The sequence below is a fragment of the Corallococcus carmarthensis genome, from assembly GCF_003611695.1.
In the GTDB taxonomy this organism is placed as follows: domain Bacteria; phylum Myxococcota; class Myxococcia; order Myxococcales; family Myxococcaceae; genus Corallococcus; species Corallococcus carmarthensis.
Map to the genome: position 1 here is coordinate 20090 of NZ_RAWE01000032.1, position 13593 is coordinate 33682.

A 13593-nucleotide genomic window follows, 5' to 3' on the forward strand; every position below is an offset into this window, starting at 1 on the left:
CCGCTCCATTGACTCCAGGTCGGTGACGCCCGTTTGATCCTCGTCTTCCGCCGCTGCTTCCCAGGAGTCACCCCCCGTGCCCCACCCCAATGCCCAGACGGCGCTGGAGATGCTGGAATACTGCCGCTTCGCCTACAAGGCGTACGCCCAGTCCTGCGTCTACCCCATGGATCCGTTCTACGAATCCCATGGGGCTGGGATGTGGCAGGGCGCGCGGGACCGGGTGCTGGCCCAGGTGCACAAGCTGCTCGGCAGCGACGTGGGCATCCACAAGTTCGATCCCATCGAGTACGACCTGAAGACTCCGCCGAACCCCCGGAACGGGGTCGTGTACCGGGGCGGCACGGGCGCCTCGCCGTACATCCTCTTCCAGCCGAGGGAGCTTGACCGCTCCATCTCCTTCTCGAAGGGCGTGGACCTGGAGGGGGAGGACATCCCCCTGAAGATCCAGGGCCTCTTCGGGGAGCAGACCCTGTTGGGCCTCGAGCACCCCGACGCGGACGGCTCGAAGCGGTGCTGCTACTTCCAGGGCAAGACGGGGATGACGCAGACGCACCCGAAGGCGGGCTGGCCCAGCTGGATGGGGGCCGCCATCTACGACCCCGACCTCGAGCGGCTGGTGATTGTCTTCCGCGGGAGCCGGAGCGGAAGCGGTGGACGCGCGCTGGGGCAGGCGCTGGTCAACAGCGCGGGGAGCCCGGACTGGGTCACCGACATGAACCACCTGAAGGAGGCCAAGGTCGGCCGCTTCAGCAACGCGACGCTCTCCGCCGGCTTCTGGTACGCGTATGAGAGTTGTCAGGAGTCCCTGGCGGCGGCCTGCCTGGAGGCGATGCACGGCCGGGTCCCCAGGGAGATCCTCTTCACCGGCCACAGCCTGGGGGGCGCGCTTGCCCAGTGCGCCTATCTGGACCTGGTGGGCGGCGAGCTCCTGGAGAAGGTCTACGCGAAGATCCGCAACCGGGTGAGCGTCTACTGCTACGCCCTCTCCGCGCCGCCCGTCGTGCTCGGCTCGAGTGCGAAGGAGAAGATCGAGCTGCACCTCGGCGGGGAGCCGCAGGTGTTCCACCACTTCTCGCCGTACGACGCCGTGCACAACAGCAAGAGGGTGAAGACCTCCGGAGTGACGGCCGTGAACTCGCTCGTGGGGACGGTCACCCATCCGCTCACGTCTCCCACCCACCTGGGGCTGGAGATTCCCCTCAAGGACTGCACGCTCGCCTTCCCGGATGCGCATGAGCCCGAGGAGGTGCGGAGGGGGCTCGTCGGGCTCATCCGCAAGGAGTCCAGGATGGGCCTGCCCGCGGACCCGGGCTTCTGGCCCACGTTCGACTTCAACCCCACCGGCGCGTGGGGGATGTCGGTGCAGCCGGGTGGGGAATGGGCCACGGAGACGCTCGCGGCGCATCTGAAGATCGCGCTCATCACCAGTGTCACGGAAGAGCGGGCGCGGCTGCGCGCACAGCTCTGGGCGGACGTGGTCAAGGGCAGTGGAAAGAAGAAGGACGACTACGCGGCACTGGAAGACACGGACGGGGAGTCGTTCGAGGCCTTCGCCAGTGCCTGTGGCATCCTGTCGGAGCTCAGCAATCCCTTCACCGAGAACCGCAAGCAGAACAAGTTGCAGTTGAAGGCGCTGCGCAACGAGATGATCAAGTCCTTCCAGGGGGCCTCGGGTCACAAGGCCACCTCCAGCGTCTACTTCGTCATGCTCCAGTACGTGACCGCGACGCAGTACGGGCTGGACATCGTCTGACGTCGAGCCCGGAGGCCGGAGCCGATGGCGCCGTCCTCCAGGGCTTCGGGATGTTCGTGGTGTGTTGGACTCAGGTTTTCAATGCGTGTGCATGCGGCTGGATGCGCTCACGTGAGGCACACGGCCTCGACGTTGTTCCCATCCGGATCGAGGACGAACGCGGCGTAGTAGTTGTCCGCGTAGTCCGCGCGGATGCCCGGCGCACCATGGTCGTTCCCGCCCGTTGCCACGCCCGCGGCGTGGAACCGGTCCACCGCGCCGCGCTCGCTGGCCCGGAAGGCGACGTGCCCGGTGCTCCGGGCGTCGCTCGACGAATAGAGCCACAGTGCCGGCTGCTCCTTGGGCCCGAAGCCAGCGCTGGCCGCGTCCTGGTGACAGAGCACGTAGCCCAATGGCGCGAGCACTGCCTGGTAGAAGCGGATGCTGCGAGGGAGATCCTTCACACGTAGACCGAGGTGGTCGAACACGATTGCCTCCTGGAGTGAGCGCTCCTTCTAGGAACTGCTCACCATCTTTTCTTGGAGGATCTTGCGATCGCCTCGCGAGGCCTTCCGGAACGCGCGAGGTGAGACGCCTGCCGCGCGGTGGAACGTGCGCACGAAGTTCGACAGGTCCCCGAAGCCAACGTCGTACGCGATGCGCGCGATGGGGGCGTCCGTCGCCAGCAGGCGCGCCGCCTGACGCAGGCGCATGCGCACCAGGTACTGGTGCGGCGTGACTCCCAGCACGCCGCGGAAGACGCGGAGGAAGTGGAACGGGCTCAAGCCCATCCTCGCCGCGAGCCCCTCGAGCGTCAGCGGCTCGCCCGCCTGTGCGTCGAGGAGGAGCGCGGCTTCGACGGCCCGCCGGCGATCCCTCGCGTGTATCCGCGACGGTGCCTCGTGTTTCCCGGAGACAGTCCCCACGACGCGCGCCGCGAACGCGAGCGCCACCTCGTCCAGGCCAAGGCTGGTCGTTCCCTCCGCGGTCTGCTGCGCGAGCTCGCCGAGCATCACCACGGATGGGACCGGGGGCAGGGCGCCCACGCGCCACACGTCCAGGGAAGCTCCGAGCGAATCCACGAGCGCGTCAGAGAGCTGGAACGACAAGCACTCATCGCCCGCGAGATGGTGCTCGTGGGTACAGTGGAAGGCGTCTCCCGCGTACCCGACGAGCGTTGCTCCGGCCACGAGCTCGTGCGCCGCACCGCGGGAGTGGTAGCCAAAGCTCCCCCTCCGGACGTACGACACCGAGAAAGCCGCATGTCGTTCCTCGAACTGGCGTTCGCCCGGCTTCGCGTCGCACAGGCAGTCCACGACGGAGAGGGAGCGCGAACGGTGCAGGAGGGTGGTGCGCATCCGCGCTGGCTAGCAGCAGTGGGGCGGGAAGACTTGGGGAATCTTGCTCAGTCCCTGGCACGGGACCGGCCGTCATCCGGCTCAGAAGGCGGGGATGACGGCGCCGCCGTAGGTGGCTTCGATGTAGCGGCGCACCTCGTCGGACTGGAGCGCCTTCACCAATGCGCGGACCTCCGGACGGGCCTCGTCGCCCGTCCGGACGGCGAGCACGTTCGCATGCGGGTTGCGCGTCGCGGACTCGCGGGCCAGGACGTGGGCGTCCAGGTGCAATTGCTTCTGGGCCTCCAGGAAGTAGTTGCCGTTGATGACCGCGCCGTCCACGTCCTCCAGCGTGCGGGGCTGCTGCTCGGCGTCGATCTCCTTCAGGTCCAGCTTGCGCGGATTGCCCACCACGTCCTGGAGGGTGGCGTCCGCTCCCGCGCCTTCACGCAGCGTCAGCAGCCCCTGCTTCGCGAGCAGGCGCAGCGCCCGTGCGGCGTTGCTGGGGTCCGCCGGGAGGCTGAGCTTCGCGCCCACGGGAAGCTCAGCGAGCTGCCGGAACCGCAGGGAGTAGAGCGCCAGCGGCTCCAGGTGCACCGCGCCCACGCTCTTCAACGCGAGGTGGCGCTCGCTGGCGAAGCGCTCCAGGTAGGGCTCGTGCTGGAAATAGTTGGCGTCGAGCTGTCCGTCCGCCAGCGCGAGGTTCGGTTGGATGTAGTCGGTGAACTCCACCATCTCCACGCGCACGCCCTCGCGCTCCGCGACCCTGGCGGCGACGCGGAGGATTTCGCCGTGGGGCACGGGATTGACGCCGACCTTCAAGGGGCGGTTGGCATTCGCCGGTTCGGAAGGTGCGGGCTTGCAACCTCCCAGCAGCGACGTCGCGAGGAACAGGAGGGAGGCGGACAGGACTCGGAATGAAGTGCGCATGGAATCAGGTGTGATCAGGGGACGGGGAGGAGGTGGAGCGGGTGTGGTCGAAGCGGGAGGCCAGGCGCTCTCCCAGCCATTGCAGCAGCTGCACGAGCACCAGCAGCACCGCGAGACAGCCCCACATGACGTCGACGCGGAAGCGCATGTAGCCGTACTTCACCGCCAGGTCGCCCAGCCCTCCGCCGCCTACCGCGCCCGCCATGGCGCTGTAGCCGAGCAGGCTGATGACGACGAGCGCGGCGCCTCTCACGAGCGACGGCAGGGACTCCGGGAGCAGCACGCGGAGGATGATTCGCAGGGGCGTGGAGCCCATCGCCACGGCTGCTTCGACCCGGCCGGCGTCCACTTCGCGCAGGGCCTGCTCCACCACCCGGCCCATGAAGGGAATGGCCGCAACGACCAGGGGCACGATGGCCGCCGTCGTCCCGATGGTGGTGCCCACCACCAGGCGCGTGAGCGGCACGATGGCCACCATCAGGATGATGAACGGAATGGAGCGGCCCACGTTCACGAGCGTGCCCAGCGTCCGGTTCAACGCGGGCACCGGCCAGAGCCCGCCCCGGTCCGTCACCACCAGCAACACGCCCAGCGGCAGGCCGGCGAGCGCCACCAGCACCGATGCCACCGACGTCATGTAGAGCGTCTCCAGTGTGGCCACCCCCAGGGCTCGCGGCAGGTCACCCATGGGAGGCCTCCCCAGCGCTCAGACCCTGCTCGCGCAGGAAGGTCCGGGCCTCCGCCACGGCTCCCGGCGAGCCATGCAGCTCCACGAGCAGCCGCCCCACGCGGGCTTCGCCCACGCGCTCCACCGCGCCCTCCAGCAGCAGGACGTCCACGTCGAAGCGGCGGGCCAGCGTGCTGATCAACGGACTGCGGGCATGCGCGTCCGTCAGCGACAGCTCCACGCGCTGACCTCCCGCGGAGCCGGGCTCCTGCTGCTCGGACAGGGGCGGAAAGCACAGCGCGCGGAGCCGGGACTCCGGACGCGCGAGCAGCTCCTGCACGCGTCCCTGTTCGACAAGCCTTCCGCCTTCCAGCACGGCCACCGAGCCGCACAGCGCCTTCACCACTTCCAACTGGTGGGTGATGAGCAGCAGCGTCAATCCCAGCTGTTGCTGCAGGTCCTTCAGCAGCCCGAGCACCGAACGGGTCGTCTCCGGATCCAACGCGGATGTGGCTTCATCCGACAGCAGGACGCGCGGCCGGGGCGCCAGGGCCCGGGCAATGCCCACCCGCTGCTTCTGCCCTCCCGACAGCTGCGCGGGATATGCCCGCGCCTTGTCGGACAACCCCACCCGTGACAGCAGCTCCGCCACGCGCGTCCGGATGGCTTCGCGCGGCAGGCCCATCACCTCCAGGGGATAGGCGACGTTGCCCTCCACCGTCCGCGAGGCGAAGAGGTTGAAGTGCTGGAAGATCATCCCGATGCCCTGACGCGCCTGCCGCAGCTCGCGGGGGCTCAGCGACAGCAGGTCCTGTCCCGCCACCCGCACCTCGCCCCTCGTGGGCCGCTCCAGGAGGTTGGCGCAGCGCAGGAGGGTGGACTTGCCGGCGCCGCTGCGGCCCAGCACGCCGAACACCTCGCCCGGGGGCACGTGCAGCGACACGTCGTGCAGGGCCGTCACCTGCCGTGCCCCCTGGCCGAACACCTTGCCCACGCCTCGCAGCTCAATCACGGGCGCCTCCAGGCAGGGCGCCTGGGGGCGCGTGGGCTGTGTCACGACGGTGCGGCATCGGGAACTCCTGGGACGCTCGCGCTCACGGGAGCGCGGGCGCCGGACGGTCGAGGGAAGGGAGTGGGGAAAATGAAAAGGCCCGTCCCCGGATGACGGGAACAGGCCAGACCGACAGGGCGCGAATGCGCGGAGGGAGGCTCAGCGCATGCGAACGGACGGACCGGCCGCGACACGGCAACACATGCCGTGACAACAGGTCCTGAACGTGGCGGCGCGAATGAGCATCAGCGACGGAGGTAGTCGAGCCCGCGAGGACTGTCAACCCAGGCCTTGGGCGACGGCGTCCCCGCGTCCCTCGCCAGACCGCTCCGGCAGCCGGACAGGTTGAAGTGGGCGGCGCGCAGGGCCTGCACCACCACGTGTCCCGCGGGCACCTTCAGCGTGTCGCCCGCGCCGAGCACGTGGTCGCGTGGGTCGCCTTCGAGCGTGAGCCAGACCTGGCCCGCTTCGCAGACGAGCAGCCGGGAAGGGCCGCGCAGGCGCCTGCTCCACAGGCCGCCTCCCGGCAGGCTCACGCGGTCCTGGCAGTCCCCGGACGTGGGGCCTCGCAGGCGTTCGGCCAGCGCGTGCAGCCACCGGGGATTCAGCAACGTGAAACGGTCCAGCATCTCGGTCCTCCCGTGATGGACCCACCATGCGTCTGGAGGCTCGACCAGAACAGATGCAGGAAATGTGAATTGTGACCAGTACAGTTCCCACCTCGCGAACTGTGCTGATCGCCACGTCGCGGAGCTGTACCTGGGCAGCCGAAGCCCCAGGCGCTATCGGTTGAGGACTTGAAGGAGGGCCACCGCATGGGAGCACGCGCGCATTCCCTGAAGCTCTACGAGCGCGTCGCGGAGCGGCTGAAGGACGCCATCGCCGCGGGCACGCTGCGCCCCGGTGAGCGGCTGCCCTCCGTGCGGCAGCTGAGCGCCCGTGAGCGGGTGAGCGTCTCCACCGTGCTCCAGGCCTATCTGCACCTGGAGTCCCAGGGGCTCATCGAGACGCGGCCCCAGTCCGGCCACTACGTGCGCGAACGGGAACGGCTCCGCCTCGCCGAGCCTCCGGTGTCCCGCCCACCGGCCTCCGCGACACCTGTCACCGTCAGCGACCTGGTGTCGCATCTGTACCGTGCGTCACGCGAGCCGCGCGTCGTGCAGCTGGGCACCGCGTGGCCTGCGCCGGAGCTGCTGCCCACCCGGCGCCTGTCCCGGGAGCTGGCGCAGCTCGCGCGGGAGCGGCAGGCGGAGGGCGTGATGTACGACGTGCCTCCCGGTTCGAAGTTGCTGCGACAGCAACTGGCGAAGCGCTCGCTGGAGTGGGGCTGCGCGCTGGGGGCCGACGACTTCATCACCACCAGCGGGGCCTCCGAGGCGGTGCACCTGTGCCTCGTCGCCGCCGCCCGCAGCGGCGACACCATCGCCATCGAGTCTCCCGCCTACTACGGCACGCTGCTCGCCATCGAGTCACTGGGCCTCAAGGCCCTGGAGATTCCCAGCCACCCTCGCCTGGGCATGGAGCTGGCCGCGCTGGAGGCCGCGCTGGAGCGGCGGCGCGTGGCCGCGGTGCTGGTGGTCCCCAGCTTCAGCAACCCGGTGGGCAGCTGCATGCCGGAGGAAAACCGGCGACGCCTGGTGGCGCTGGTGACCGCGCACGACGTGCCGCTCATCGAGGACGACATCTACGGCGACCTGCACTTCGGTCCGGAGCGTCCCCGCCCGTGCAAGACTTTCGACACGCGGGGACAGGTGATGCTGTGTGGTTCGTTCTCCAAGACCATCGCACCGGGCTTCCGCGTGGGCTACGTGGCCCCGGGCCGGTTCCGGGAGCGCGTGGAGCTGCTCAAGTTCGCGCACACCGTGGCGTCGCCGCTGCTGACCCAGGAGGCGGTCGCGCGCTTCCTGGAGAGCGGCGGCTATGACAGACACCTGCGCGCCCTGCGCCGCAACCTCGCCTCGCAGGTGGAGCACGTGGCCCACGCCGTCGCGGAGCACTTCCCTCCAGGTACGCGCGTGGCGCTGCCGTCGGGAGGACTGCTGCTCTGGGTGCAGTTGCCGCCGTCGGTGGATGATCACGCGGTCAACGCGCGGGCCCTGGAGGCGGGCATCAGCATCGCGCCCGGGTCCATCTTCTCCGCGCGGCCGGACTCCTACCGGAACTTCATCCGCCTGAGCTGCGGACAGCCGTGGACGCCACGCATCGAAGCCGCCGTCGCCACGCTGGGGAACATCGCCTCCGGCCTTGCTAGCGCGTCGCGACGATGAACAGCCGGGGGAAGGGCAGCAGGACCGTTCCGTCGGGCAGGGCAGGGTAGGCCCGGTCAATCTCGGTCTGATATCGGGCGAGGAAGTCTGTCTTTTCGCCCGCATCGAGTGGTTCGAGGAAGGGCCGCAGCCCTGTGCCCTTGAACCACTCCACCACCGCCCCGGCGCCGCCGGTCAGCGGGTGGAAGTAGGTCGTGCGCCAGATGTCCACCGTGGCTCCGGCCTCGCGCAGCCTGCGGAAGTACCATTCGGCATCCTGGCGGACCGTCCGCGCGTTCGCGGCTTCCTTCAACTTGCCGGCCCAGGGACCCGCGCTGGCGGTCTCCCGCATCAACCGGTGTGAGGGCTCATCCAGGTTGTCCGGCATCTGCACGGCGAGGCTTCCGCCCTCCGCCAGCTTGCCAAGGAGCGCTGGCAGCAGGGTGGAATGGTCCGGCACCCACTGCAGCACCGCGTTCGCCAGGATGACGTCGTAGGGGCCCGGATCGCTCCAGGCCGCGAGGTCTCCCAGGTCGAACCGGACGTCCGGCAGCCGCTTGCGCGCCGCGGTGAGCATGTCCGGCGAGCTGTCCATGCCGGTGACGGCGGCCTCCGGATAGCGGGCGCGCAGCAGCTCCGTGGAGTTGCCGGGACCGCAGCCGAGGTCCGCGGCCCGCTTCACCTCGGACGTCGGAATCCGGGCGAGCAGGTCCCGGATGGGACGGTTCCGCTCGTCTTCGAATCGCGTGTACTGCGCCGCAGACCAGTCCATGGGCATCCCCTTTTTTGGGGGAACCTATCGCGTCATGGCGGTGTCATGGGGGGGCCATGTCTTGGCGGGCATCAGCTCGCCATTCGCGGATGGGTTAGCGTTCCAATCATGCGCCTTTTTCGTGCTTCCGCCGTCCTGTTGCTGATGGGGTTCCTCGCCTCGGGCTGTAAACGAGACGCTGACGGTCCTCCGCCCAAGGCCACCGCTCCGGTCGAAGCTCCGGCCAAGGCCCCGGTCGATGCTCCGGCGCCCTTCGCCAAGGCGGGGCTGGTGGCCCCCGTCACCGCCGCGGGACAGCCAGACACGGGCGAGGTGGACCTCGCGGCGCTGCGCGACTCCGTGGCGGATCCGCGGGTGCTCTCCGAAGAAGAGGTGCAGGCGCTCTCGCCGGACGCTGCCCGCTCAGGGGCGGCCCTCGAAGTCGCGGCCCCACCGCCGAGCGCGCGCGCCCCCGAGGCGCCCGGGCTGGGGGAGGCGGACGTGATGGATTCCGCGCTGAGCGCGGACATGGCGCCGCGCGAGAGGCCCAGACGCTTGATGCGTGCACAGGCGGAAGAGGAACGGTCCGCGCCACCGGCTCCCGCTGATGCCGATGGCGTGGAGGGAGGCGTCGCCGGAGGTGTCATCGGAGGCGTCGTTGGCGGCCGGCTCGCGGCGCCAGCGCCATCCGCCGCGCCTTCTGCGTCGCAGGAGCATCTGCGTTCCGCCATGCTGGTCATCAGGGGGGCCGGAGCCGGTGGCGGTGGCACTGGCGTTGGATTCGGCTCCGGCGGGCGCGCCGCGGCACCCGCGAAGAAGCAGGCCGCCGAACCGGAAGAGGCGCCCACGCCCGTGCTTCCTCGCGTGGAGGCCGCGCCTCGCGCCGCCAAGGTGCTGGTGATGAGCGACGACGGCCGCTACCAGCCCCTCAAGGCCCGCTCCGTGCGCGTCGTCACGTACATCCAGGGCTCCCGGGCGCGGACCGTGGTCGACCACCTCTTCGAGAACGACACCGGCCGCAGCCTCGAAGGCACGTTCTATTACCCGCTGCCCGGCGGAGCGACGGTGGCGGGCTTCGCGCTGTACTCGGGGTCGGTGGCGGTGGACTCGCCCTCGCTGTTCCAGTCGCCGGACCTGCTGCCTCCCCTGGGCGACGACTCGACGGAGTTGGAGCGGCTCGCCGCCTCCGCGCCGCCCGCGGCCCGTGGCGCGAAGCGCTCCTGGGGTGACATCCAGGAGGCCCGTGTCGTGGAACAGAAGCGCGCACGGGAGGTGTACGAGGACGTCGTGCGCCGCAACGTGGACCCCGCGCTGCTCGAATGGTCGGGCGCGTCCACCTTCAGCGCCCGCGTCTTCCCCCTGCCTCCCAAGTCCCTCAAGCGCGTCGTCATCGCGTACGAGCAGACGCTCCTCTTCGACGGCACCCGCTTGCGCTACACGTGGCCGCTGCCTCCGGGCGCGGGCAAGGATTTGCGCGTCACCGCTCGCGTCCACGTGGATCCGCGGCAGGCCCCGGAGGTCGCGGTGCAGCCGGACTCGGGCGCGAAGGCGCGCAAGGTGGGCGCGTGGCAGGTCTACGACTTCCCGAAGCTCGCGGGGGACGGCGCGTTGGGGCTGGCCCTGAAGCCTCGCGGCGAGGACGCGGACGTGCTGGTGGGCTCGGACGCCGCGGGCCTCGCGGGCCGCGCCTTCCACGCGCGGGTGCGGCTGCCAGAACGGCTCACCTCCGGCGCGGAGGGCCCGCCCACGGGCCGCGCGGTGCTGGTGGTGGACACCTCGCTGTCCTCCGAGGACGGCAACGCCTGGGCCATCCAGGCGGCCACGCTGCGCGCCCTCCTGGAGAAGGACGCGACGTTGAAGGAGTACGCGGTGCTCCTCTTCGACGTGCGTCCCCGCTGGCTGCACGGGCCTGGCTTCCGCCCGAACGACGCGGCGCACCGGCAGGCGAGCTTCGCGGAGCTGGAGCGCGTCTACCTGGAGGGCGCGTCACACGTGGACGGCGCATTGGAGGAGCTGGATCAGGCCGGGCGTGAATGGCTCAAGCCTTCCGCCGCCGGGGAGCGCGTGACGGCCTTCCTGCTCTCCGACGGCAACGTCACCTGGGGACAGAGCCGCGTGGACGCGCTCCTCTCCCGGCACCCGTGCGTGGAAGCGCTGCGCTGGGTGACGTACCGCTTCGGTGAGTCGGCGGTGAACACGGAGCTCTTCGATGCGCTGGCGCGCTCCAGCGGCGGGCGCGTCGTGAACGTCCTGTCCGCCGCGGAGGTGGATGCCGCGGCGAAGGCGCACCGCGCGGCGTCCGTGGTGTTGTCCCGCGTGTCCGTGGTGGGCGCGGACGTGAAGGACCTGGTGGTGGCGGGGCGGCCCCGGCTCGTCTTCCCCGGGCAGGAGCTTCAGGTCGCGGGGCGGCTGCCGGGCAAGGGCGACGCTGCGCTGGAGGTGGTGACCCAGGCGGGCACCGGACCCGAGCGCACGCTGCGCATCCCCCTGCCGCTCGACGAGGACAGCGCCTTCGCGCCGCGCGCGTGGGCGGAGCTCTTCGTGTCCCAGCTGGTGTCCCTGGATGATGAGCGATTGGACCGGATGGTGGTGGCGCTCAGCCAGCACTACCGCCTGGCCAACGCCCGCGCGTCCATGCTCGTGCTGGAGTCCGAGGGCGACTACACGCGCTACGCCGTCCGCGACGAGCAGGTGGACCTGGCGAACCTGGAGTCGCTGCGGCGCAAGGAAGAGGACCAGCGCCGCGACAAGCTCCTGGGCATCGCGCTGGACGACGTGCCCGCTCCAGGCCGCGCGGTGGTGGCCCGGCTCGCTGAACAGAAGGGCCTGCCCGCGCTCCTGCGGCGTCAGCCGCTGAAGGACGCGCCCTACGCGGGCGGTGACGAGCGGCTCCAGGCGGAGCTGGCCTATCGCAAGGCGCGGCAGGCGAACCGGGACGACGTGATGATCTACGAGGCCGTGGCCCGCAGACGCGCCTTCTCCGGGGACACCTGGGGCGCCGTGCGCGCGCTGTCGTCGCCCGTGGAGCTGCGGCCCCGGGACGCGGAGGCGCTGCGCCTGGTGGGGTATGGCCTGCTGGCGCTGGGGCAGTACCCGGCCGCGGCGGAGCTCTTCGAACACGTGCGCCTCAACCGCCCCTTCGAGGCGCAGGCGTTCCTGGAGGAAGCGCTCGCGCTGGATGCGGCGGGGCGTTATTCGGAGGCCGCCCGGAACTACGAAATCGTCCTGGCGCGGTCCTGGAAGCGGCATGGCAGCGAGCTGCGGACGGTGGCGAGCTTCCACTACGCGCGGATGCTGGCGGGACTGGAGCGGCAGCCCCGGCTCGCGCAGGTGGCTGGCGTGCTCCGCGAGCGCCGCGCCGGACTGCGGGGGCCCGACGGCGATGCGATGTTCGCGGACGCGCGGCCCATCGACTACCAGCTCACCACGCACTGGAACTCGGACAACACGGACATCGACCTGTGGGTCATCGAGCCGGACGGGGAGAAGTGCTTCTACCGGAACATGCGGACGCCGCTGGGTGGCCAGCTGTACTGGGACATCACGGATGGCCTGGGGCCGGAGCTGTACCACGCGCGGAAGGCGGCGCCGGGGCCGTACCACGTGGTGGTGCACTACTACGGCAACCGCTCGTCGCGGTACGTGGTGCCCACGGCGCTCCTGCTCGTGAGCGACCGGAACGTCTTCACGGCCGACGACATGGCCCAGCGGCGCTTCCAGGTGCGCATCCTGCCCAACACGGACGCCCGGCTGTTGTTGCGGCGCGAGGTGCTGGTGGCGGGGAAGGACCGCGTGTCCGCGCAGCCCTCACCGTGACGTCTGCCCGCGGGTGCGCTGCTCTTGCTGGAGCAGCCAGCCGCGGATGGCTTCCTCGCAGGCGGCATGGCGGTCCAGGAAGGCGAAGTGCCCGCTGTCCACCTCGAACCAGGTCGCGCGCCTTCCCAGGCGCGCGGCCGCGTCCCTCGCGATGCGTGCGGGCATCATCGTGTCGCGCGCCCCCTGCACGAACAGCACGGGAACTGGCGGCGTCGACGCCCGGCGCTGCGCACCGGCGATCAGCACCAGCCCCCGCAGCTCGATGCCCGCGGACGCGACCCGGCTGCTGAGCACGTGCGCGCCCACGGCTCCGTTGGACAGACCCCCCAGATACACGCGGCGGATGCCCTGGCCCTTGAGCCAGGCCAGGGTCCGCTCGAGCGTCCTCGCTCCGTCGTCGGTCCACCAGTCTCCCTGGGGACCCACGGAGGGACAGACGGTCCTGGCGGAGATGGCCCGGGCGGCCCGGGCCAGCTGCCAGCAATACACGGTGAAGTTGCCGGTGTAGCCGTGCAGCATCACCACGGCGGTGTCGGAGCTGGGGTGCTCCGGCGTGATGACCACCGTGTCGAAGGCGTCGGGGGATTGGAGCCCGAGCCACGTCGCGATGGCGGGGGTGGCCACCGTGCCTTCCTCCCGGGAGAGCCGGTCGAAAGCCGCCTCCAGCGCGGGAATGAACCCGGCCGTGTCCGAGGCGGGAAGCCGCCGTGTGAGCAAGAGGGCGTGGGCCGCGAGCAGCGTTCCGTCCCGTTCGTCCACCAGCCGGTTCAGGTAGCGCGTTCCCGGGACCGGCATCCGCTCGGTGTGCACCCGGGCGCCATCCGCCACCGCGAGCCGGACGGCCGCGACGGCGACGATGAGCCCCAGCCCCGCGCGGGCCAGCCCCCTCCGCGTCCGCCAGGGCTTCGTGAGGAGTCCCAGCGAGAACAGGACGCCTCCCAGCGCGTATCCCCAGCCCGAGGCCGACGCGCCGATGCAGGCCGCCAGCGCGAAGAGGACGAGGGCCATGGGGGTCGTGACGAGCCCAACGGCGAAGGCCCATCTTGAAAGAGGATGCCTC

11 protein-coding genes are annotated in these 13593 nt (G+C 70.6%); 3 read left to right on the top strand and 8 right to left on the bottom strand.

Annotated features, from left to right (window positions below; all coding sequences use genetic code 11):
- Positions 1–76: 76 nt before the first annotated feature.
- Complete coding sequence (locus tag D7X32_RS11945; RefSeq protein WP_120602653.1) at positions 77–1756, top strand: lipase family protein; 1680 nt, start codon at positions 77–79, stop codon at positions 1754–1756.
- 107 nt (positions 1757–1863) lie between these two features.
- Here D7X32_RS11945 and D7X32_RS11950 read toward each other — a convergent pair whose 3' ends face one another.
- From D7X32_RS11950 to D7X32_RS11975, 6 genes are all read right to left on the bottom strand, one after another.
- Positions 1864–2223, bottom strand: coding sequence for a VOC family protein (locus D7X32_RS11950; RefSeq protein ID WP_120602654.1), 360 nt, complete (start codon positions 2221–2223; stop codon positions 1864–1866).
- 27 nt (positions 2224–2250) lie between these two features.
- Positions 2251–3093, bottom strand: a complete 843-nt coding sequence (locus tag D7X32_RS11955; RefSeq protein WP_120602655.1) for an AraC family transcriptional regulator — start codon at positions 3091–3093, stop codon at positions 2251–2253.
- Positions 3094–3174: 81 nt separating this feature from the next.
- On the bottom strand, positions 3175–4002 hold the full coding sequence (locus D7X32_RS11960) for a MetQ/NlpA family ABC transporter substrate-binding protein (RefSeq protein ID WP_120602656.1): 828 nt from the start codon (positions 4000–4002) through the stop codon (positions 3175–3177).
- A gap of 4 nt (positions 4003–4006) precedes the next feature.
- Complete coding sequence (locus D7X32_RS11965) at positions 4007–4690, bottom strand: methionine ABC transporter permease (protein ID WP_120602657.1); 684 nt, start codon at positions 4688–4690, stop codon at positions 4007–4009.
- Positions 4683–5681, bottom strand: coding sequence for a methionine ABC transporter ATP-binding protein (locus D7X32_RS11970; protein ID WP_120602681.1), 999 nt, complete (start codon positions 5679–5681; stop codon positions 4683–4685). The genes D7X32_RS11965 and D7X32_RS11970 overlap by 8 nt, the downstream gene beginning before the upstream one ends.
- A 284-nt stretch (positions 5682–5965) precedes the next feature.
- Positions 5966–6349, bottom strand: coding sequence for a DUF2917 domain-containing protein (locus D7X32_RS11975; RefSeq protein WP_120602658.1), 384 nt, complete (start codon positions 6347–6349; stop codon positions 5966–5968).
- Positions 6350–6535: 186 nt separating this feature from the next.
- Here D7X32_RS11975 and D7X32_RS11980 point away from each other — a divergent pair, with 186 nt between their 5' ends.
- A complete protein-coding gene (locus tag D7X32_RS11980) occupies positions 6536–7987 on the top strand; it encodes an aminotransferase-like domain-containing protein (protein ID WP_120602683.1) in 1452 nt (483 codons plus the stop codon).
- On the opposite strand, the gene tam is transcribed toward D7X32_RS11980, so the two are convergent.
- A complete protein-coding gene (tam, locus tag D7X32_RS11985; protein WP_120602682.1) occupies positions 7968–8738 on the bottom strand; it encodes a trans-aconitate 2-methyltransferase in 771 nt (256 codons plus the stop codon). The two genes, D7X32_RS11980 and tam, sit on opposite strands and share 20 nt — an antisense overlap.
- A gap of 108 nt (positions 8739–8846) precedes the next feature.
- Here tam and D7X32_RS11990 point away from each other — a divergent pair, with 108 nt between their 5' ends.
- The gene (locus D7X32_RS11990; RefSeq protein ID WP_171448597.1) at positions 8847–12533 is read left to right on the top strand and encodes a DUF2135 domain-containing protein; all 3687 of its coding nucleotides are present in this window, start codon (positions 8847–8849) and stop codon (positions 12531–12533) included.
- On the opposite strand, the gene D7X32_RS11995 is transcribed toward D7X32_RS11990, so the two are convergent.
- The gene (locus D7X32_RS11995) at positions 12525–13541 is read right to left on the bottom strand and encodes an alpha/beta fold hydrolase (protein WP_244238973.1); all 1017 of its coding nucleotides are present in this window, start codon (positions 13539–13541) and stop codon (positions 12525–12527) included. The genes D7X32_RS11990 and D7X32_RS11995 overlap by 9 nt on opposite strands.
- Positions 13542–13593 lie beyond the last annotated feature (52 nt).